The organism is Chroococcidiopsis sp. CCALA 051, from assembly GCF_003015105.1.
GTDB lineage: Bacteria > Cyanobacteriota > Cyanobacteriia > Cyanobacteriales > Chroococcidiopsidaceae > Chroococcidiopsis > Chroococcidiopsis thermalis.
Genome location: NZ_PYCI01000033.1, coordinates 32,593 through 53,295, shown reverse-complemented (window position 1 = coordinate 53,295; position 20,703 = coordinate 32,593). Strand labels below are relative to the sequence as shown.

Annotated in this window: 19 protein-coding genes; 8 read left to right on the top strand and 11 right to left on the bottom strand. The window is 44.2% G+C overall.

Annotated elements, in window-relative coordinates:
* The 4 genes from C7Y66_RS10530 to C7Y66_RS10515 form a co-directional block, all read right to left on the bottom strand.
* On the bottom strand, positions 1 to 1,156 hold a 1,156-nt coding region (locus tag C7Y66_RS10530), incomplete at its 3' end, for a serine/threonine-protein kinase (RefSeq protein ID WP_106545536.1).
* A gap of 100 nt (positions 1,157 to 1,256) precedes the next feature.
* Entirely contained in the window at positions 1,257 to 1,445 is a 189-nt protein-coding gene (locus tag C7Y66_RS10525) for a DUF4089 domain-containing protein (protein WP_106545535.1), read from the bottom strand.
* Positions 1,446 to 1,447: 2 nt separating this feature from the next.
* Positions 1,448 to 2,935 carry a carotenoid oxygenase family protein gene (locus C7Y66_RS10520; RefSeq protein WP_106545534.1) on the bottom strand — a complete coding sequence of 496 codons (1,488 nt, stop codon included), beginning with the start codon at positions 2,933 to 2,935 and terminating at the stop codon, positions 1,448 to 1,450.
* 213 nt (positions 2,936 to 3,148) lie between these two features.
* A complete protein-coding gene (locus C7Y66_RS10515) occupies positions 3,149 to 4,609 on the bottom strand; it encodes a folate/biopterin family MFS transporter (RefSeq protein WP_106545533.1) in 1,461 nt (486 codons plus the stop codon).
* Between the two features lie 238 nt (positions 4,610 to 4,847).
* Here C7Y66_RS10515 and C7Y66_RS30490 point away from each other — a divergent pair, with 238 nt between their 5' ends.
* Both C7Y66_RS30490 and C7Y66_RS10510 read left to right on the top strand, forming a co-directional pair.
* Entirely contained in the window at positions 4,848 to 5,117 is a 270-nt protein-coding gene (locus C7Y66_RS30490) for a hypothetical protein (protein ID WP_146149769.1), read from the top strand.
* 339 nt (positions 5,118 to 5,456) lie between these two features.
* Positions 5,457 to 6,263 carry a mechanosensitive ion channel family protein gene (locus tag C7Y66_RS10510; protein ID WP_015154762.1) on the top strand — a complete coding sequence of 269 codons (807 nt, stop codon included), beginning with the start codon at positions 5,457 to 5,459 and terminating at the stop codon, positions 6,261 to 6,263.
* A gap of 39 nt (positions 6,264 to 6,302) precedes the next feature.
* Here C7Y66_RS10510 and hisB read toward each other — a convergent pair whose 3' ends face one another.
* Both hisB and C7Y66_RS10500 read right to left on the bottom strand, forming a co-directional pair.
* Entirely contained in the window at positions 6,303 to 6,935 is a 633-nt protein-coding gene (gene hisB / locus C7Y66_RS10505; RefSeq protein ID WP_015154761.1) for an imidazoleglycerol-phosphate dehydratase HisB, read from the bottom strand.
* A gap of 264 nt (positions 6,936 to 7,199) precedes the next feature.
* The gene (locus C7Y66_RS10500; RefSeq protein ID WP_015154760.1) at positions 7,200 to 8,939 is read right to left on the bottom strand and encodes a polysaccharide biosynthesis/export family protein; all 1,740 of its coding nucleotides are present in this window, start codon (positions 8,937 to 8,939) and stop codon (positions 7,200 to 7,202) included.
* 123 nt (positions 8,940 to 9,062) lie between these two features.
* On the opposite strand from C7Y66_RS10500, the gene C7Y66_RS10495 reads away from it, so the two are divergent.
* The gene (locus C7Y66_RS10495; RefSeq protein ID WP_015154759.1) at positions 9,063 to 9,323 is read left to right on the top strand and encodes a hypothetical protein; all 261 of its coding nucleotides are present in this window, start codon (positions 9,063 to 9,065) and stop codon (positions 9,321 to 9,323) included.
* On the opposite strand, the gene C7Y66_RS10490 is transcribed toward C7Y66_RS10495, so the two are convergent.
* Positions 9,317 to 9,457, bottom strand: a complete 141-nt coding sequence (locus C7Y66_RS10490) for an ATP-binding protein (RefSeq protein ID WP_281168650.1) — start codon at positions 9,455 to 9,457, stop codon at positions 9,317 to 9,319. The two genes, C7Y66_RS10495 and C7Y66_RS10490, sit on opposite strands and share 7 nt — an antisense overlap.
* 495 nt (positions 9,458 to 9,952) lie before the next feature.
* On the opposite strand from C7Y66_RS10490, the gene C7Y66_RS10485 reads away from it, so the two are divergent.
* The 5 genes from C7Y66_RS10485 to C7Y66_RS10465 all read left to right on the top strand — a co-directional run bounded on the left by C7Y66_RS10485 (position 9,953) and on the right by C7Y66_RS10465 (position 15,340).
* Positions 9,953 to 10,615, top strand: a complete 663-nt coding sequence (locus C7Y66_RS10485; protein WP_106545532.1) for a restriction endonuclease — start codon at positions 9,953 to 9,955, stop codon at positions 10,613 to 10,615.
* Complete coding sequence (locus C7Y66_RS10480; protein WP_106545531.1) at positions 10,612 to 12,063, top strand: SAM-dependent methyltransferase; 1,452 nt, start codon at positions 10,612 to 10,614, stop codon at positions 12,061 to 12,063. Before C7Y66_RS10485 ends, C7Y66_RS10480 begins: the two co-directional genes overlap by 4 nt.
* Before the next feature lie 219 nt (positions 12,064 to 12,282).
* On the top strand, positions 12,283 to 12,507 hold the full coding sequence (locus C7Y66_RS10475; RefSeq protein WP_015154758.1) for a hypothetical protein: 225 nt from the start codon (positions 12,283 to 12,285) through the stop codon (positions 12,505 to 12,507).
* A gap of 38 nt (positions 12,508 to 12,545) precedes the next feature.
* On the top strand, positions 12,546 to 14,717 hold the full coding sequence (gene ppk1 / locus C7Y66_RS10470) for a polyphosphate kinase 1 (RefSeq protein WP_106545530.1): 2,172 nt from the start codon (positions 12,546 to 12,548) through the stop codon (positions 14,715 to 14,717).
* 212 nt (positions 14,718 to 14,929) lie between these two features.
* Complete coding sequence (locus C7Y66_RS10465) at positions 14,930 to 15,340, top strand: response regulator transcription factor (RefSeq protein WP_015154756.1); 411 nt, start codon at positions 14,930 to 14,932, stop codon at positions 15,338 to 15,340.
* Between the two features lie 115 nt (positions 15,341 to 15,455).
* Here C7Y66_RS10465 and C7Y66_RS10460 read toward each other — a convergent pair whose 3' ends face one another.
* From C7Y66_RS10460 to C7Y66_RS10445, 4 genes are all read right to left on the bottom strand, one after another.
* The gene (locus tag C7Y66_RS10460) at positions 15,456 to 15,638 is read right to left on the bottom strand and encodes a hypothetical protein (protein ID WP_015154755.1); all 183 of its coding nucleotides are present in this window, start codon (positions 15,636 to 15,638) and stop codon (positions 15,456 to 15,458) included.
* Between the two features lie 113 nt (positions 15,639 to 15,751).
* Entirely contained in the window at positions 15,752 to 16,279 is a 528-nt protein-coding gene (locus tag C7Y66_RS10455; RefSeq protein WP_106545529.1) for a hypothetical protein, read from the bottom strand.
* 84 nt (positions 16,280 to 16,363) lie between these two features.
* The gene (locus tag C7Y66_RS10450; RefSeq protein ID WP_106545528.1) at positions 16,364 to 18,499 is read right to left on the bottom strand and encodes a cation:proton antiporter; all 2,136 of its coding nucleotides are present in this window, start codon (positions 18,497 to 18,499) and stop codon (positions 16,364 to 16,366) included.
* A 254-nt stretch (positions 18,500 to 18,753) separates the two neighbouring features.
* On the bottom strand, positions 18,754 to 20,694 hold the full coding sequence (locus C7Y66_RS10445) for a serine/threonine-protein kinase (RefSeq protein WP_106545527.1): 1,941 nt from the start codon (positions 20,692 to 20,694) through the stop codon (positions 18,754 to 18,756).
* Positions 20,695 to 20,703: the final 9 nt, after the last annotated feature.

The following is a 20,703-nucleotide window of genomic DNA, read 5'->3' as shown; positions in this document are numbered from 1 at the left end:
CTACGGGACTAGCGGGAGATTCTCGCTCTGTCGTCCCCCTTTGTAAGGGGGGTTGGGGGGATCTATCCGTTGGTACGGGAAGATCTACCGACACAGGGGCAGGTGGCGATACTGGCAATACGGACGATCGCGGTGCTGGCTGGGGAACGAGACTAAAAACTGTAGCAGTACTGAGCAATCCACCAATGAGCAACCCGCCAAAAATAAGATATTTCTGCTTTTTGCCCGAACTCTGTCGAATTGTAGGAGGGGGTATAGTTTGAGTTTCTAAAGTCTGCTGGTGAGGGGGAGCGATCGCATCTCGATCGACTTCCTGGCGCGAGGATATAGTATCTACAGATTGCAAATCGTTAAGCATTTTAATCGCAGTTGAGTAGCGATCGCGTGGCTGATACTCAACTGCTTTATTCAGTACCGCTGCTAAACTAGGACTCACGTTTGCCGCGTACTGCTGCCAGATAACTCTTTCGGTATGGGGGTCAACCTCTAACTCTTGTGGCAACTTACCAGTCAAAAGATAAATTGCTGTCATGCCCAAACTGTAAATATCGCTGGCGTAGATCGGTCGCCCTACGGCTTGTTCTGGAGCCATGAAACCAGGAGTCCCCAGCACCATTGTATAAATCGATCTACCTTGAGCCGCGATCGCCGTTGCCATTGTTTCCTTGACCGCACCAAAATCAATCATGACTGGCTGGCAGTCCGGTTGACGCAAAATAATATTGTCCGGCTTAATATCGCGATAAATAATTCCCTTACTATGGACGTAATGTAGGACTTTAAGTAGACTCACTAAGATTTTCCAGACAGTTGCTTCGCTCAGCACCCCTTCAGAGGTAACTTTTTTCGTGAGAGTTTCGCCCTCAATCCACTCCTGAATCAGGTAAAACTGTCCGTTTTCGCTAAAGTAGGCGTACAACTTGGGAATTTGATCGCTACCTGCACTCAAAGCTTCTAAGGTTGCAGCCTCACGCTGGAATCTGTCTTGAATGATTTGATACAGTTGCAAATCGTTTGCTACGGGTTTGAGTTGCTTGACTACGCAAGGACGGCGAGACGGCAAATATGTATCTGCTGCCAGAAAAGTTTCGCCAAATCCTCCTGCTCCCAGTAACTTAATTGTTTGATAGCGATTATTGAGTAGCGCAGTTGTCATGGAAAGTTTACTAGCAGTTTTTATACTGCTCGAATGCCATAACTCTACAGTAGCTATTTATTCAGATATCATCTGCTACCAAAAGAAACACCTAAGTCGATTAGGGTTCAAATACTGTAGCCGCTTCAATATCTTCTGGCAAAGCGAAATCGTTGACGATCTGGGCGATCGCTTTTATCTTGGCAAAATTATCTACCACTCCCGACCGATAAGCGGCTGGAATTGGTAAATCCAATACCAGCGCCATGCGATCGACATATTCAGCTAAATCTAAGTGCTGCTCGTCCATGATTAACTAGCGATCGTGCAATCTGGGGCAAAGTTACCGTGCAGTCCGTAGGGAATATGGTGCTTGAGATGTAAAGTCGCGATCGCTCCTTTATTCAAATCCCGACCATCCAAAATTACCACATCAGAACGGTGGTGGGTAGAATCATAAACCACACTCAGTACCCAGCCATCATCTTCTAGCGTCGAGTCAGGACGGGGGACAAAAATCGGTTCGCTGATAAAGCCACGCGGCGCAGCACTCCAAAGTTGCCGTTCTCCAGATTCTAAATCGATTTTAAGAATTGCTTGCAAAGGTGCATTTCCAGTCGATTCATGCGCCGCACCCATAAAGAGATAGCGATAAGGTCTACCGACTTTATTCTTATGAATGCTAGGAAATTCGCAACATCTCTCCTCTATGAGTTCTCGCGATACTGTTTTCTCTTGTAAGTTGAGATGAAAGCGCCACAATTGCCCAGGCTTGAGCGCATCAAAATCTACTTGCTTGAAATCGCTAGCTGGTTCGACTTCGGGGAAAGACTCGTAGCAAATTGAATCAACAACAATTTCCCCATCTTGTTCAAAAGCGTTGGCGTGGTGAAACACAAACCCAGCGTGAGTTTCTAAAATCTGAACCGACTCTTTAGGATGGCGGGGAATTAGGACAATGCGCGTTTTTTGGTGGGGTTGGAACTTGATACACTCTGCTGCCCCTCTTAACCCTAATGTAAAAGGTATTGGGTTAAAAGCAACGGGGTTTTGGAAAAGAATGCAGTAGTTAGGAGTAATAGCGAAATCGTGAATGAAGGCAAACCCAGGAATACTATGGGCGTGCTGGCGAATAACTTTTCCGGCGGGATTCAGTTCAAAAATAGTAACTGTGGTAGATAGACCAACCTTGAGGGAGAAATTCACCAAGCAAGGTTCACCGCCGTCCATATCGCAACTAGGATCGAGGCGAGGATGTGCTGCAAAAGGATCGCCTTCTGCGATCGCACCGTCCAGAAAATCTTTTCCCAAGGTTTCCAGATTGTGAGGATCGAGGCGATGGGGTTCTGCTGCTTCCCACAGTGCCAACAGCTTGCCACCCCAGTAGATCACGTTAGTGTTGGCAATATTCTTGAGTTTGAAGTCAAAGGCATTTGCCAACCAACCGCCAGGTTTTTGCGTACCAAAGACACCGCGATACAAAATTTTTCCAGCTTTTTGTTCCTCTACATACGCTTCTGTACGAATATAGCGATTGCGGAAGTGGGCGCGACCGTCACGAAATGCGATCGCGCTAATCATACCATCGCCATCAAAGGGGTGGTGAACTGGTTGTCCGTTGATATCCAACAAACCAGGTCCATTGCGGAATAGCGTTCCGCACAGTTCGGCAGGAATTTCCCCTTCGACATCATCAATTGAATAGTCGTATTCTTGTTTGAGCGATTCGTATCCTCGCTGCCAATCGTGGCGCTGGTATGACTTAGGAGAAACTGTTGTGGCGCGTTCGTGAAGTTGCATAGTTAGGGAGTCGGGAGTCGGGAGTCGGGAGTCGGTAGGGGCGGGTTTACTCAAAATCTCTGTTCGGAGCGAAGTTTGTTTTGGAAAACCCGCCCGTCCGGGGATCGAGCAAAAAAATGCCTTGCCCGTACAGATACAAAAATCAAGTCAAGATAAATTACAAATTATGACTATAACTTCATAATTCATCATGCAGCATTCATCTTTCATCCGTCACTCGGCAGGTTCTTCGACTGGTTCTTGTCGCAAAGAAGATGGTACTAACTCTGACAAGTTAGGTAGCAAAGTTTGCCCGATCTCTTTATTGTTAGTTGCATCTGGGGCGATCGCAGGTTGACCGCTAGCAGCAGTAATTTCTTCTTTAGCGGGCAGCCAGCTTAAAAATGGCAGGGGTAAAAGCGTTGATAAGTTAGTAATGACTACCAGAAGCCAGAGCAAATCGAAGTTATTCTGAGAAATGCCAAACCACCGCATCAAAATCGCTCCCATTTGATAAGAAGCTAGGGAGGCAAGATTTGATACAGACATCAACAAGGCAAACAAGGTTGCTTCTACTCCTGGGGGGCAAAGCCTTGCTGCCAACACCAAAACAGGCATGTAGGCAATTTGTCCCATCACCGTGAGGACAAGACTATCGCCTAAGCTAAACCAGCGATCGTCAATTCCTAAACTGCGGTTGGTATGAGTGACTAATAGCAGCATACTCATACCCAGGACGGCTGAAAGTAAAGTACTCCAAGCAAAAATGACGCGGAAAGATACACCTTTGAGGAAGCGCTGAAAAATCCACACGCCAACGAGGGAAGCGATACTCGTCACCAGACGTACCCTACCTAGAAATTCTGGTTCAAACCCTAATTCGTTGGTGGTGAAGAAAAAGAAGGCTGCATCAGCCGTGGGAGTGGCTTGCCAGAGAAAAATAAAGGCGGTAGGAAGCCAAATTGTTCTTTGGGCGATCGCTTGTCGTAGTTGTTTAATTTGAGTGTTGACACTAGACCAGTTGGCAAACGCTTGCGAGTCATCTGTTTTGCTGACTGGGACTTCGGCAATAAACCAAGCAATGAAAGAAACTATGAGGGGAAAAGTTGCCGTAATCAAAAATACCGTGCGGGTGGTGAAATGTTCTAGCAGCCAACCGCTGAAATAAGCTGTAATTAAACCACCAAAGGCTGAAGTTCCCCAACATAGAGATTGCAGCGAACCCGCATCAGCTTGAGATTCGACTCTTGCTCGTTCTACCACTAAAGAGTCTACAATCACGTCGCTGACGGCAACCGATAAAGAGCCTAGCGCGATCGCTCCTACAGCTGCCATTGGCGTATGTACGACTGTCGCCATACTCACCCAGGAAATCGCCCCTAAAATTCCCGATAAGATCAGGTAAGGACGGCGGCGATAGCCAAAAATGGGTAAACCATCAGAGACAAACCCAAATACTGGTTTAATAATCCAGGGCAGCGCCACAATGCCTAATAAGGACGAGACTTCGGCTGGACTCAATCCCAGTTCGTCTTTAAAGAAAAAGCTGACAGCAAGGCGGGCTAAGCCGAGAATTCCCTGGACGAAGTAGACAGTCAGGATTGCGATTAACTCCGTACTGGGTTCTTGACCGAAGAAAATCTTTTCTTTTAACGAGTCTTTTACCTTGGACAAGCCAGACGCGGAAATCAGCATTGATTAAAATAAATAAAATTTAAGATTTATCGACTTTTATATCATATCTACTTTGAAGATGTTAGCTGTCGGTGAGGCGATCGCAGCAGTACGAGTACGGCAGGGCTGTGCTTTTGCGGATATCCATAGTTTACCCGTGCTACCCATACTACAAAACTAAACGGCGATCGGGCGATCTCCTGAACTCAAACCCAACTTCATCGTCGCCAATACTACTCCAGAGTTGAAGATTTAACGATTGAAACGATCGGTTTCAGCCCTTGATAATTACAGTGCGGCGATCGATCGCCAGCGAATTTTGAGTTTTTCTAAAGGGCGATGCTGCCAAAACTTGACTTCGCCTGAGATTTTATACGAAGAAGAACATCAGTTGATAGCAATTCTCGATTGTGTAGATGACATTTGTAGGGGCGCACAGCTGTGCGCCCCTACCAGACGTGTATTGTATCCAATTAAAAATTGCTATGAATTAGGAAACAGATACGAACATATTGGCAAAAACACCTGATTTACACTTAGAATCAACTGTTCAAGAGTAGCTGTTATTACACATAAAATATCAGTGTTTCAAGAACTACCATAAAAGCTGCTTTTCGTGTCGCAAATATAGACACAGATCGCACAGAAGCATGGCTATACGCTCGATATTATTACTATTTTGAAATAGAAATTCTGCATTTGTTGCCATCTATAAATTTATTTTTAAACAGAGATTTAACTCACAAATTTACTATTTCTTAAAAAAAGTTGAATAAGTATAACCGCAGAGAGATGACATGGGAATATCTAGCCAAGACGAAAACCTAAGTCTGTTTGGATAGTCATCAAATTTTTCTTAATACAAAATATGGACATAGCGCAAATTGTGCAGACAGCTTCGCAAACACTAACTCAAGTAGGGTTGAAGCTCATTGGGGCAATTGTTTTCTGGATTGTTGGTCGATGGTTGATTAACGTTGCGGCTAGCCTTTTATCCCGCAGCCTCAAGCACCAAAAAGTTGATAAAACAATTTTGAGCTACTTAGTAGCTACGGTTAAAGTCACGCTGAATATTATTTTAGTCGTGGCAATTTTGGGCTTTTTTGGCATTGAAACCACCTCTTTTGCAGCTTTACTAGCGGCGGCTGGTGTGGCGATTGGTGCAGCTTGGAGCGGACTGTTAGCGAATTTTGCCGCAGGTGCGTTTCTCATGATTCTGCGACCCTTTAAGGTAGGTGACTTCATTACTGCTGGCGGCGTGACGGGAACCGTGCAGGAAATTGGTTTGTTTGCCACCACGATTAACACTCTAGACAACGTACACACGGTTGTAGGCAACAACAAAATCTTTTCCGACAATATTCAAAACTTTTCGGCAAATACTTATCGTCGCGTCGATCTAGTGGCTCAACTCAACCACAACACAGATCATAATGCCGCGATCGCCATGTTAAAAGAACGGCTGAGTCGAATTCCCAACGTTCTTTCTAATCCTGCCCCAGATGTAGAAATCTTAGAATTTAATTTAGCTGGTCCCGTGTTAGCAGTGCGTCCTTACTGCAATAATGCCGACTACTGGCAGGTTTATTTTGATACCAATCGCCTGATCCGCGACAGCTTTGGCGAAGCTGGATTTTCTGCGCCAGAACAACTTTACGCCATTCGGAATAATTAGAAATTTGTAGAGACGTTGCACGCAACGTTTCTACAATAATTACAACACGCCTTTAGAACTGGGAATATTCCCAGCCCGACGCGGATCGATTTCTACAGCCATGCGCAGCGATCGCGCCAAAGCTTTAAAAGTTGCTTCAATAATATGGTGAGAGTTAATTCCGTCGAGTTGACGAATATGCAGCGTCATTTGACTATGGTTAACCAGTGCTACAAAGAATTCCCGCACCAATTGAGTATCATAGGTTCCCACTCGTTGGGTGGGAATTTGCAGTCCGTAACTGAGATGAGGACGACCGGAAAAATCTAAAGCAACCTGAATCAATGCCTCATCCAGGGGGGCGAGAAAATGCCCAAACCGGATGATGCCCTTGCGATCGCCTAAAGCCTGGTGAAAAGCTTGTCCGAGGGTAATTCCCACATCTTCATTCGTGTGGTGGTCATCAATTTCAATATCGCCAGTCGCCTTGACTTCCAAATCGAATAGTCCGTGGGAGGCTATTTGATGCAGCATGTGGTCTAAAAATGGGATTCCCGTCGCCGCAGTGCATTTACCCGTTCCATCTAAATTCAGCGTTACTTGGACATCGGTTTCGCCTGTAGTCCGGCGGACAGAAGCAGTCCGTGCGGCAAATGTGACTTCGTTAATTGAGGGGCGATGGCTAATCTGCATGACTGAAATTTAGGGAGTAGGGAGCGGGAAGTAAAGCGATCGGATTCCATTTTTACTTCTTTCATCTTACTGTTAATAGTTCTAGCCATTCATCATCTTTAGGGATGTGACAGCAATTCTTGATTGCGTGCGTGACATCTGTAGGGGCGCACGGCTGTGCGCCCCTACAGATCGTATGAGGTAAATGTTGCTGCCACATCAAACAAATAGGGTACGTTGTTAGCGCACCCTACCCGCGATCGAACTAAACGCTATCTCAAAACGTTATCTCAATATATTCACGATTCCTAGCACCGGACTTAAGACAGGTCCAAATACAGCGCCAATTGCGTCACCAACCCCCGCTGCACTATTACGTCTGACGACAATAATGTCGTTGTCACGCATAGTTGGGTTATTTTCGTCGTTGATTCCTTTAGAAAAATCAAGCTTGACTCGGCGACTCGTAACCGTACCATCAGGATTGAGACGAATTAAATCTGCCGAACCCCTTCTAGCACGGGCGTTATCAAATCCTCCTGCGGTCAACAGCGCTTGGTTAAGCGGCGTATTGGGCTGCAAGTTGACTAGTCCTGGTGTTTTGACTTCTCCCACAACGCTAACTTGAATTGTCGCTGGAGAAAAACTGGCATCTGCTAAGGCAGTAGCATCTGCTGGGCTGATGTTTGTTGCCGTCGAAACGACTACAGTGTCACCTTCTTGAACGATCGTATCTTGGTTAGGATCTCCTTGCAGCAATTTCCAGAAACTCACGGTCATCTTTTGTTCGCCGCCATTTCTGGTCGGACGACGGATTTGAATGTTTCGCACGTCAGCCGAACTTGTAATTCCGCCAGCTAGCTGAATCGCCCGTGAGACTGTGGGCAAACCACCACCAGCACCTCCGCCGCCATCAATAGCTCCGCCGCCCCCTCCTTGGGTGTTACCTGGGGTAGTTGCAGCAGCAGCAGCAGTTCCACCCCCAATGATTACATAGGAACCAGGACGATTAACTTCACCTACAACTGTGACGGTACGGGGACGGTTGGAAGCCATAGCAAAGCTAGCATTAGAAAAGGCGCGAATATCTGCCATATTCACTTCAGTCGCCGTTGGTACGAAGACTGTATCGCCATCCCGTAAAGTGATGTCTTGTGGCAAAGTACCTTTTCTCACTAGTTCCATCAGATCCAGATTGATAATTCGCTCCGGTCCCAGTCCCTGCTTGCGCTTAAGCTGCACTTGCCTCAGATCGGCTGCTAGGGTGACTCCCTCTGCTAAAGTCAACGCGCCAACAATCGTAGGATATTGTACCCCTGGATTATCGCCTGCACCACCTTGCAAGCCCACAGTATACGAGCCAGGACGGACAACTTCACCCGCAATCACAACGTTAATTGGGCGTGGGGAAATTAGACTCACTGTGACTAGAGGACGCTTTAAGTAGCGAGAGTATTTTGCCGCGATCGCATCTGCTGCTTCTGCCTGGGTTAACCCTAAAATGTCTACAGGTCCGACCAGAGGCAAGAACAACTGACCACCAGGGGGAATCTGATAATCTCCGGTATATTCCGGCACTTCAAACACGTTGATGCGGATGCGATCGCCGCCTCCAAGAGCATAATCTACTGGTGTTTGGGCGGGTTGGTTGGCTGCTGGAGCTGTCGCCGGAGCGTTTGCTGGAGCTACATTGGGAAGTGGAGCTGCATTATTTCCTGGCGCTACTGGAGTAGTGGTTGGAGCCGTATTGTTGCTTGGCGCTACTGGGGTAGTGGTTGGAGCTGTATTATTACTTGGTGCTACATTTGGTTGAGCTGCGGGTTTGGTTGTTGGTAAAGACGGAAGAGTACGTGTTGGGCTAGCGGGACTGGTTGTTTCTTGCGCTTTTATTGGCGCTGGGCAAGCCATCGCCACTAGAGCAAAAAGTGTTAAACCTGCAACTGGCTTGGTAATTGCTTTAGACATACGTGTAGATTTCTGTGCGGAAATATAAGCAATTTCTTGCTGTTTTCTAGACTTCACCATTTTATGTTTTGTTGCCAGATATGGAATTTACTAGATATTCAGTATTAAGTATGCAAGATCGACATGAGCGGGCTTGAGAGTGGATTATGCCACACTTAGGCAAGCTTTGTAAAACTTCATTTAATGTCACAAAAAATCCGCTCTTACGAGCTGAGTGAAAGAGTAGCGGCGATCGCACAACAGAAAGCAGGGAAGCAACTATCAATTCACACTCTTACGCTGCGCTACACTACCCCTACGATACTCGCAAGCTACGTGTTAGCCAAAGGCGAAGCGTTCACGCAGTGTAGTGCGGCGTTTAGCGTTACGCAATTTACAATTAACTCCGAATTCCGAATTCCGAATTCCAAATTCTCCCCACACCCTACACCCTTTCTTCACTGATAACTGATAACTGATAACTGATAACTGACCAAGGGAATCGCGACAATAAATTTAGTTCCCATACCAACTTGTGTTTCAAACCAAATTTGTCCCTGGTGAGTTTCGACAGCTTTTTTTACAATTGCTAATCCCAAACCCGTTCCAGCAATATGGATAAAATTTCGCTAGTTCTAGCTTATTATTCCCCATGTCAGCTAGAAGATTTTAAGTTGAGAATGTAGCAACTATTCAAATTTCCAGTAGCTAGTTAAGTGATTTTACAAATACGATCGCTGTTAGTCTTGGCAATGAGTTGCGATCGCCAATCTCAATCTTATTTCTGGACACTTGCCACGGGCTATCCAAAATAGTATATTCTTTTTAACTATATTGCTAAAAGCTACAAAATATTTGTTAGCAAGTTCATTTTCTACTAGTGCTTGCTATAAGTCAGCAGGAACAATTAATTGTTTAATATAGCAATCCAAATTGATTTGTAAACGTTCCCCGTGTAGAGACGTTACATGTAACGTCTCTACACGGGGAATCGATTTCACGATTCATCTAGAATTGCTATAGTATCTAAAGTATTCCAAGAACCATCTCGTTTTGCATTTTTATAATCTTTAACGCGATCGCCAGTTGTAAATATGTCAATTTTGACCGTAGACACTCTTTGCTCTGAGGCAGTATTATTCTCATCTGCTGAGTCTCGTCACCCAGAACCTATATTATATGGTGTCACAGATGGAAAGGCTGTTGGAACATATTTGGAGCAGAAATTCAAGCTCTATCTGAAGGAGAAATACGAGTTTGTAGAAGGTAATTCAGCAAGTGGTATTGATTTTCCAGAGCTACTGATTGACGTAAAAGTAACAAGCGCTAGGCAACCGCAATCATCATGTCCTTTTAAATCTGCAAGGCAAAAAATATTTGGACTTGGCTATTCGCTAATTATTTTTGTTTATGATAAAGCAGATAACAGCACTAACCGAACAGCAACTCTAAAAATTCTACATACAATTTATGTAAATGCTAAAAGAACAGCAGATTTTCAAATGACACGTGGAATTCGTAATACCCTAGAAAATGAAGGTAATAAAGATGACTTAATTGCTTTTATGCTTGACCGAAATCTACCTGTTGATGAAATAGAAGTGGCTAATATCGCAGATGAAATATTAATAAGTCCACCCGCACAGGGATTTCTAACTATTTCTAATGCTTTGCAATGGCGGCTTCAGTATGGCAGAGTCATTGAACGTGCTGGTAAAGAAGAAGGTGTAATTGCTGTTTACAGATCTAACTTATGATTTCAAACAGTCAGAAAACAAAAATAGAGTACGGAGATTTTCAGACACCTCTGGAACTAGCCAATTTAGTATGTCAGAAATTGCTAGAGCTTAATATTAGCCCCAGTCTTATTATAGAGCCAACTTGTGGAGTTGGAAATTTTCTGGAAGCAACTGCACATTGCTTTAAGTTAACAAATAAAATTATTGGAGTTGAAGTCAATCATAGCTATTTACAAAAATTGCAAGTAAATCAACAACTTATTCAAGATGAGAGGATTGAGATTATAGCTGGAGACTTTTTTCAATATGACTGGATACCTTTGATAGAACAATTCAATGAAAAGATACTTGTAATAGGTAATTTTCCTTGGGTGACAAATTCACGACAAGGAACGATAGGTAGTAGAAACTTGCCCAGAAAAACTAATTTTCAGAAATATAGTGGTTTAGACGCAATTACAGGTAAGAGTAACTTTGATATTTCCGAATGGATGCTCATTCAGACAGTTCACTGGCTACAGAAAGATGGTGGTTACTTAGCAATGCTTTGCAAAGCTTCTGTATCAAGGAAAATACTAAGATATATTTATTCTAAAAGATTAAATATTGCTAGCTGCTCGACATATAAAATAGATGCCAAAAAATATTTTAATGCAAATATTGAAGCTTGTTTGTTAGTATGTGAATTCGATTCGTGTTCGCAAAACTATTATTGCAATGTCTTTGACAGTTTGGAAAGTTTAAACTCATATCGCATAGGATATGATAATAATCTTCTTGTTAGAAATTTAGAGTCTTTTCAAAAATTAAGCGCGTTATACGACGCAAATGCTACTATCAAGTGGCGCTCTGGCATCAAACATGACTGCTCAAGCGTGATGGAATTTCGTAAAATAGATAGCATGTTTATCAATGGTTTAGGAGAAATTATCGATTTAGAAGAGGATTATCTCTTTCCTCTCATTAAAGGCTCTGATGTTGCTCAAAATCGGATTGATACCACAAATCGATATATTCTAGTTACTCAAAAGTTTGTTGGTGAATCAACAGATTCTATCAAGGACATCGCCCCTAAAACTTGGCAATATCTAACTTCTCATGCAGAATATTTAGATAATAGAAAAAGCAAAATTTATCAAAATAATCCTCGATTTTCAATTTTCGGTGTGGGTGAATATACTTTTGCTCCCTGGAAGATTGCAATCTGCGGACTCTACAAAAAACTAGATTTTAAATTGGTAGCAAACCTGTTTAATAAGCCTGTAGTTTTTGACGACACCGTTTATTTTCTTAGTTTTACCGATTGGCAAATTGCTAATAAAACATTCGATTTATTGACTTCTCAAGTAGCAACAGATTTTTATTCATCTCTTATTTTCTGGGATGAGAAGCGTCCGATTAAAACTAGTATCTTAAATTGTCTCAACTTGAAAGCACTAGCAGAAATAAACGTAGGTAAGACTTAAGCTACTTAAATTTAATTGACACATACTATCCGATCTGGAGCGATCGCCTCTACGCGCTAATACCATTTTACTAAAACTATGCTACAGAAGATCCCCCAACCCCCCTTATCAAGGGGGGCTAGGGGGGATCTCTTTTGTCGTAGTCAAAGAGTAAATTAGTATAACATCTCAACAGAGTTAAAAATTTATTACCATTTGGTTAAATTACAATTAAAACTCATGAATAGTGAAGAACTAGCGCGCTACATCGAAAGCACAGATGGTATATCTAAACCCTGGCTGCTATTGCAATTGCGCCTGAAGAAGCTGCAAGAGCGATCGCACCTACTCACCCCAGAGGAATATGCTAAAGAGTTGGCAGACATACACCAAGGATTGATGAATCTGGGAGAATGGTGGCGGGGGATAGAGGACGAGGCGTTCGGAGTTGACTATCCTCTGTAGAGTAGCGACAACATTCTAGCTTTGCAGCCAAAACTTCTATGCCTAGAACTAAAAAAACAACCACTACACAAGAAATTGCTACTGAAATTAATTTCACAGATCCGCAATACTACTTCAATCGCGAGTTGAGCTGGTTAGAGTTTAATAATAGAGTTTTACATGAAGCGTGCGACCCGCGATCGCCTTTACTAGAACGATTGAAGTTCTTAGCAATCTTCAGCTCTAACTTGGATGAATTCTTTATGGTGCGTGTAGCAGCTTTACGCCAGCAACTAGCGGCTAAAGTCAGCAAACTCAGTCCAGACGGACGCACCCCAGAAGAACAGCTAGAAGCAATTGCTCAACGCCTGCGTCCCTTGGTATCGCAACAACACCGTCATTTCGAGCAAGTCCTCAGACCCGCTTTAGCGCGAGAAGGAATTTATATTTTAGACTACATGGACTTGAACCAGGAACAGCGGACGTACCTGGAACATTACTTTGACGAACAAATATTTCCCGTCCTCACCCCCCTAGCTGTAGATCCGAGTCACCCCTTTCCCCACATTTCTAATCTCAGCTTGAATTTAGCTGTAGTCATGAAAAATCCAGTGACGGAAGAAGAATTATTTGCACGGGTGAAAGTGCCAAAAGTCTTACCGCGATTTTTACCGCTTCCAGAAGAACTGCGGGTACAACACCATGACAAACCCGCGCATTGGACGGGAGTACCTCTAGAACAAGCGATCGCCCATAACTTAGAATCCTTGTTTCCAGGGATGAATATTTTAGAATATCACCTGTTTCGGATTACCCGCGACGCTGACATAGAACTGGAAGAAGACGAAGCCGACGATTTATTATTGGCGATCGAACAAGAACTGCGCAAGCGCCGTATTGGTGGATCGGCAGTTAGGCTCGAAATTCACTCTCAAATGCCAGACCTAGTACGTAATAGACTCTTACGAGAACTCGATTTAGAAGAAAGGGCAGTTTATGAAATTGATGGCATATTGGGACTAGGAGATTTAATGTCATTTATGGCATTACCGCTACCAGAACTGAAAGATCCACCTTGGAAATCCGTCGTTCCTCCACGCTTGCAACGCCTCAATCCTGCTTTAGCAGATACTGAAGAAGGAACTGATTTTTTCAGCCTGATTCGAGAAAAGGATGCTTTAGTTCACCACCCATATCATTCTTTTTCCTCCACCGTACTGCGGTTTATTAGCAGTGCCGCTCACGACCCGGATGTTTTAGCGATTAAAATGACGCTGTATCGCACCTCTGGCGATTCCCCCATTCTTAACGCTTTGATCGCCGCCGCTGAAAACGGTAAACAAGTCGCAGTGTTAATGGAACTCAAAGCGCGGTTTGACGAAGAGAATAACATTTACTGGGCGCGACGGTTAGAAAAAGCTGGAGTTCACGTAGTCTATGGCGTTGTCGGACTGAAAACCCACTCGAAAATCGTTATGGTCGTGCGGCGGGAAACAGATCGCATCCGACGTTACGTCCATATCGGCACGGGTAATTATAATCCCAAAACAGCCAGAATTTATACTGACATGGGACTCTTTAGCTGTCGGGAGGAATTGGGAGCCGATCTGACAGACTTATTTAATTACTTGACTGGATATTCGCGCCAACAATCATATCGCAAGCTATTGGTTGCACCAGTTAATTTGCGCGATCGCATGGTGGCTTTAATTCAGCGCGAAACTGAGTGTTGTCGCAATGGTGGTAGTGGTCGAATTGTAGCGAAAATGAATGCTTTGGTCGATCCGCAAATTATTGCTACCCTCTACGAAGCCTCTCGCGCTGGCGTGCAAATCGATCTAATTATCCGAGGAATGTGCTGTTTGCTACCCGGACTTAAGGAAGTAAGCGAGAATATTCGTGTTATAAGTATCGTTGGGCGCTTTTTAGAACACTCCCGTATTTTCTATTTCCACAACAATGGGGAAGAAGAGATTTATATCGGCAGTGCTGATTGGATGCCACGCAATCTCGATCGCAGGGTTGAGGCTGTCACCCCAATTGACGATCGCCATCTTGCCAAAGATTTACAAGAAATTCTCGGAGTCATGCTTGCCGATAATCGCCAAGCTTGGGACTTACAGTCTGATGGACGTTACATTCAGCGCCGTCCTGCCGCTAATACACCCCAATCGAGTTCTCAGAAGATATTTATGGAAATGGCTCTCAACCCTGGGACAACCAGTGACTAGGTATGAGTGGTGCATGATGCGTGGTTTAATTATGAATTGAATCGTCTTCCTTGTCTTCCTTGTCTCCCTTGTCTCTTACTCACAATCAACAACTATTAACAGTCCTTCCTACATTCCATCGTAGGGCAGAGGTAGTTTTACCTTGAACAAAAATATACTGTGAAAATCAATAGTTTACGATTGTCCGTCCTGGTAATCTTATTCGGTTTAAAATGCTGATGTTATCTTGCGAACCTTCCATTGTCAGAGTCTTGGTTGTAGACGATCACGAACTTACTCGTCTCACTCTGAAGCTAGCGATCGCTCACCAGGAAAATTTAGAACTAGTAGGATTAGCCAGTAACGGCAAAGAAGCTGTTGAAATGACGCAGCGCTTTCATCCAGATGCGATTGTGCTTGACTTGCAAATGCCAGTTATGGATGGTTGGAGTGCTGCTGCCAAGATTAAAGATATTCAGCCAGAAACTCAAATTATCGCCTATTCTTCTGTAGAAGATCCAAAACTCCACGACCGTCAAGCAATTGCCTGCTTTGATGCAATCTGCAAGAAAGACATCGCTACTCCAGAATTAATCAACATCATTAAAGAATTAAAACAACAACAAGAAATAAATCGCTCGTAAACAATGGTTTGAACAAGATGAGTTCGTAGCGGGAAAGAAGATTTGTTAGCACTGGAAAGCGATTCTAGAAATCGGCTTCCGGTGCTTTTTGTTTAGAAGGGGGGCAAATAATAGATTAGTTAGTCGCGTTGTCAGGAAAAGTGCGCTTAAATTCATCAAGTAAGTCGTCCATTTCTTCTAAAGCTTGATTGACATCTATTCTGAGCGTACCTAAGTTAGGTTGTTCTAACAAGCGCAACAATGATTCGCGTTTTTCTTCAACTAACACAATTCTTGCTTTCAAAGTTTCAATATCCATCGTTGAGTCCTTGTTTGATTCTGCCCTTATTGTAGTAGAAATCAAAAGTTAAAAGTCAAAAGTTAAAAGTTAAAAGCAGAAGTTGTTTCATCTCATCTGCACCTGAAGCTCCCCTACTCCCGACTCCCGACTCCTGACTCCCGACTATTTGATTCACCAGATTCTAGTCGTTTAGCAGTAAAAGCAATTTCTCTAGCTGTCGTACCTATACCGAGTTTACCTACTATCATTTCTGACTGAAACTGACTAGAAATTGCGATCGCATTTACAACTGCTGCTACAGGTCGGCGACAGATTGTCGCTAAAGGGACATTACCAGTTAATTGCAAGGTGCGATCGCTTAGTTTTCCTGTGAGAGTCGGTCTTTTTTCTCCAACCCTAGCCTTATGCGAACTACTCTCTGCTAACAATAAAGACCCGTTTAAGTAAATACCAGATTGCTGTATGTCTAACACCAAGTTTGATAACTCCAAACAATCAGGTAAATTTTGGTCGAGAGACAACAGATAACGCCCTTGAATTGATGTTTGTGCTTTAAGATTAGCCTCCCCATAGGCAGAAACAACTTTAAATAATAGTAAAACCGAACTAATTGCAACACCGTAAAAAGCTAAAGATTTGAGATTGAAATGGTTTTTCATTGTTACTTGTCATTCGTCATTGGTCATTTGTTATTTATGAATAGCTAGTCACCGAATTTTTATCTAGTCACTAGCCACCAGTCACTAACCACTAATAACATCAAGGTGAGAACTGACTTGACTGTGGCGACGGGCAATTAGCAAGGAAGATTGACACTGGATTGCTAATTCATCTGTGTACCTGCCTAGAGTTTGTCGTTCAATTCCCCAAGCGCGACTCATGCCAACTATGGTTAAATCGACACGGGCTGATGCTTCTACGACTGCGAGAATCGGTTCAGAAGTTTCTTTTGGTTGGATTATAGAAATGCGATCGCGCACTTTCTGCGGCAGTTGTTGCATGATGTTGCGTAACTCGTTACTGAACTCGCTTGGCGCTGGTGTTGCTTGCAGCACTGACAAACATGCCGTGTCGCAATTCGCTAGCAGGCGCAGGGCGATGACTAACGCTAGGTCATCGTGAATATTGCCAACATAAGGCACTAACAGCGATTCTAAGTTTTGTTTGCCGCGATCGATGTATACGGCTACGTCTACTGGAGCAACGCTGAGAATTTGACCGACACGTCCACCTAAACGATTGTTGCTAAAAGCCGGACGATGCCAACCGACGACAATTAAACTAATGCTGTCAAGTTTGGCAATCTCGGTTGTCGCTCTAGCAACGTCGTTGCTGACGCGAACGATGGGATGAATCAGAGAACGAATTGACGGTGGTTCTAGAGTTTGAATTAATTCTTCTAGCTGTTGATAGCGCTCTTGAATTAACCTGTCAGCGGCTTCTGGCGTGCTTTGGAAAGCGTAGTCTTCTTCGATTTCGATCAAACTGAGCGGATGGACGATCGCAGCAGCCGATCGCCCGCCAGCGATCGCTGCTGCTAATTGCAACAGTCCTTGTTGAGTACTGGGATTTGCGACTGGGACTAAAATTCTATACGCCGGAGTTACAGGCTCTATATCACCTGCTTGTGGTGGTTCTGGTTCTACCAAATCTAATTTAATCAGTCGCTTCGGATACGTCCATTCCAGCAGTGGTGAGGTCATAAACGTTGTCACCAATGCCATAATCACCAGCATGGTAAACAGTAAAGGCGAGATGACACCTAAGCTCAAACCAATGTTGAGGACGATCAACTCTGTCAAGCCACGGGTATTCATTAACCAACCCAAGGCTGATGCTTCTCGTTTATCGATGCCACTGACACGCGCCGCTACATAAGTACCGATGTACTTTCCGGCGATCGCCACTACCAAAACTAATAAACACAACAGCCACAATTCCGGGCGATTGAGCAAGCCAATTTGGGTTCTGATCCCGCTGTAGGCAAAAAAGACGGGGAGTAAAAAGATTAAAACGAAGTCTTCTGTCTTTTGGGCAATCTCCCGCACCAGATCGTGATCTTTGGGCATGACTGCACCGACTAAGAACGCCCCAAAAATCAAGTGGATACCAATGACTTCGGTAATTAAAGCAGAGATTACCACTCCCATGTAAATGCAAGCTAAGAGAAATTGCGTCAAACGTCCAGTACGATGAAAGAGTTTGGCAAGATACCGTAAACACCAGCGCCCTGCTGTCACCATCAAGCCTATGTAGACGATCGCGGCAATAATTGTCGGGATAGCCTTGACAAAATCACCCTCTTTTGCAACTGCGATCGCCACTGCCAAAACGCACCAAGCCGTGACATCATCTACTGCAGCGCACGTCAGTGCTAAAGTTCCCAAACGCGATCGCTGCAAGTTATTTTCGGTAATAATCCGCGCTAAGACGGGAAAAGCAGTAATTGACATCGCTGCGCCTAAGAACAAAGCAAAGGCAGTAAAGGAAACACTCCCATCAGATACCAAGGGATAAAGAATGATAGCTGAGAGCGTCCCTAAAGAAAAAGGCACTAAAATACTGACGTGAGAAGTAAGAATTGCTATATCTAACTGTCCGCTTAAGTATTTAGGATTTAGCTCTAAGCCAATCAAAAACATGAAAAAAATCAGTCCGATCTGAGACAGCACGTTTAAGTAAGGAAGTGTTTCAGAGGGAAACAATGCTGCGGCAAGATCTGGGGCAATTAAACCAAATAGCGAGGGACCAAGCATAATTCCCGCGATGATTTCACCTATGACCAGCGGTTGCTTGATCCAGCGGCATCCCATTCCCACAATCCGCGAGAGTGCTATGACGATCAGCACTTCAATTAAAACGAGAATGACTGCGTGCATAACTTCCTCCAGCAGCAGATGCCCCTACGATGATCTTTTAATCATCTCTGTAGTGTCAACTAATTTTGAATTTTGGATTTTAGATTTTGGAGTTACGCGCTTGAAAATTGAGATCTCGATCCCCCCTAGCCCCCCTTTTGAAGGGGGGAATTGATAGTCCCCTTTTTAAGGGGGTTGCTCGATCCCCCTAACCCCCCTTTTGAAGGGGGGAATTGATAGTCCCCTTTTTAAGGGGGTTGGGGGATCGGCTACTGCTACGGTACGCGCCAAACATCGATTGTACTATTCCCAGTCCCGCTGACTAATGTTTGTCCATTGGGACTGAAGGCGACAGCATTAAAATATTCTGCATTTCCTGTCACGTAGCCGATTAAGGTGTGGCGTAACTTGCCTGTCTCCAGATTCCACAGCTTGACAACGCGATCGCTACTGTTACTTGCCAGTGTTTTACCATCGGGATCGATCGCCACAGAAGTGACTACGCTGCGATCGCTGCTCAAAGTCCGAACGAGCTGACCCGTATTCAGATTCCACAGCTTAATTATCCCATCACTACTGCTACTAGCAATTTGTCCGTTGTTGCTCGTAGCTAGGGAAAACACATTTCCAGCACCACTGAGAGTCCGAATTAATTTGCCTGTATTCAGATCCCACAACTTAATCGTCTCGTCGCTGCTACCAGTGGCAAGAATTTGTCCATCGCGGCTGATGGCAACAGCATTGACATCGCCGGAATGTCCGTTGAGGTTACGCCGCAATTGACCTGTATTCAAATTCCACAGCTTGACAATTCCGTCATTGCTCCCACTTGCCAGAGTTTGTCCATCGGTCGCGATCGCCACTGAATTAACGTGGTTTAATCCGCCACTGAGAGTTTGGATCAGTTTACCCGTGCGAGGATTCCACAACTTGATCGTGCGATCGCCACTCCCACTAGCAAGAATTTCTCCATCAGGACTCATAGTCAGAGAATGGACGTGACCTGAATGTCCAGTTAAAAGACGCTGTAGTTTACCCGTGTTAAAATTCCAAATCTTAATTGACCCATCACCGCTACCAGTAGCAAACGTTTGTCCGTCTGGGCTGAAAGTGACACAATTATAGTTAGTAAAAATTGGTGCGTTTAGACTTAGAGGAGCGCGGTGAGCATCAACTGAGCGCCCACTTGCCGATCTTTCTAATAGTAAGCTGCTCGGTAAACTCCGCATCACCGCAAATACATCGGCTGGAAATACTCCAAATCGACTGTATGCATAGATTTGAGTTACAAGCAAAAAAAGTAGAAGAGTTGTACCACCTGCAACTAAAGCGCTGAGATTGCGCGGATGTAATCTAATTGGTGGCAGAGTTCGCCTGCGGGTAGGAGTAGAACTAAAGCGTTGAAGTTGTTGTAAGTCGTATAGTACTTTGTCTGCCGATTGGTAGCGATCGCTTATTTGGAAACGCACCATCTTGTCTAAAATTGCTGCTAGGTGAGGTGAAACTTGGGCGCGATCGCGCCAGATAACTTCCCCATCTGCATCTTCGCTTAATTCGCTCGGCGCAACTCCAGTCAAGGCTTGGATTGCCGACATTCCCAGCGCATATATATCGCTAGCATAACGCGGTCTGCCTCTAGCTTGTTCGATGGGCATATATCCCGGTGTGCCGATCGCGCGCGTGAAAGTAACTTGTCCGTTTCCAACAACTATCTGAGTATTAACTTGCTTGACTGCCCCAAAGTCAATTAAGATCGATCTCCCGTCTTTGTGTCGTCGAATGATATTACTAGGTTTAATATCTCGATGAATGACTTGACTCTGGTGGACAAAATTCAAAATTTCTAGTACATCTACAAGTAGATTGAATACCTCTGCTTCTGGTAGCTGCTGACCGTCTGCCAGCAACGTACTTAAGGGATAACCTTCAACGAGTTCCTGTACTAAATAAAATTCTTCGTTTTCAATAAAATAATCGAGTAAGTCTGGAGTTTTCTCGTGTCTTCTTCCCAAACTTTCTAAAACTCTAGCTTCAGAATCAAATAATAGTTTTGCTTCTCGTAATGTGTTTGGATCGTTGCTTGCGGGTTTCAACCGTTTCACCACGCACTGTCTTTTCATTCTGCGCAGGTCTTCAGCGAGGTAGGTTTCCCCATAGTAGCCGCGTCCCAATTGACTAATAATGCTGTAGCGCCCGTCTAGCAGTGTACCTAGCATTAGTCGATC

What these genes read in the sequence shown, in the direction of transcription:
- C7Y66_RS10525 (WP_106545535.1), bottom strand. Translation starts at nt 1,445, where the DNA reads ATGGACGAGCAGCACTTAGATTTAGCTGAATATGTCGATCGCATGGCG.
- C7Y66_RS10520 (WP_106545534.1), bottom strand. Translation starts at nt 2,935, where the DNA reads ATGCAACTTCACGAACGCGCCACAACAGTTTCTCCTAAGTCATACCAG.
- C7Y66_RS10515 (WP_106545533.1), bottom strand. Translation starts at nt 4,609, where the DNA reads ATGCTGATTTCCGCGTCTGGCTTGTCCAAGGTAAAAGACTCGTTAAAA.
- C7Y66_RS10510 (WP_015154762.1), top strand. Translation starts at nt 5,457, where the DNA reads ATGGACATAGCGCAAATTGTGCAGACAGCTTCGCAAACACTAACTCAA.
- hisB (WP_015154761.1), bottom strand. Translation starts at nt 6,935, where the DNA reads ATGCAGATTAGCCATCGCCCCTCAATTAACGAAGTCACATTTGCCGCA.
- C7Y66_RS10500 (WP_015154760.1), bottom strand. Translation starts at nt 8,939, where the DNA reads ATGGTGAAGTCTAGAAAACAGCAAGAAATTGCTTATATTTCCGCACAG.
- C7Y66_RS10495 (WP_015154759.1), top strand. Translation starts at nt 9,063, where the DNA reads ATGTCACAAAAAATCCGCTCTTACGAGCTGAGTGAAAGAGTAGCGGCG.
- C7Y66_RS10485 (WP_106545532.1), top strand. Translation starts at nt 9,953, where the DNA reads ATGTCAATTTTGACCGTAGACACTCTTTGCTCTGAGGCAGTATTATTC.
- C7Y66_RS10480 (WP_106545531.1), top strand. Translation starts at nt 10,612, where the DNA reads ATGATTTCAAACAGTCAGAAAACAAAAATAGAGTACGGAGATTTTCAG.
- C7Y66_RS10475 (WP_015154758.1), top strand. Translation starts at nt 12,283, where the DNA reads ATGAATAGTGAAGAACTAGCGCGCTACATCGAAAGCACAGATGGTATA.
- ppk1 (WP_106545530.1), top strand. Translation starts at nt 12,546, where the DNA reads ATGCCTAGAACTAAAAAAACAACCACTACACAAGAAATTGCTACTGAA.
- C7Y66_RS10465 (WP_015154756.1), top strand. Translation starts at nt 14,930, where the DNA reads ATGCTGATGTTATCTTGCGAACCTTCCATTGTCAGAGTCTTGGTTGTA.
- C7Y66_RS10460 (WP_015154755.1), bottom strand. Translation starts at nt 15,638, where the DNA reads ATGGATATTGAAACTTTGAAAGCAAGAATTGTGTTAGTTGAAGAAAAA.
- C7Y66_RS10455 (WP_106545529.1), bottom strand. Translation starts at nt 16,279, where the DNA reads ATGAAAAACCATTTCAATCTCAAATCTTTAGCTTTTTACGGTGTTGCA.
- C7Y66_RS10450 (WP_106545528.1), bottom strand. Translation starts at nt 18,499, where the DNA reads ATGCACGCAGTCATTCTCGTTTTAATTGAAGTGCTGATCGTCATAGCA.
- C7Y66_RS10445 (WP_106545527.1), bottom strand. Translation starts at nt 20,694, where the DNA reads ATGCTAGGTACACTGCTAGACGGGCGCTACAGCATTATTAGTCAATTG.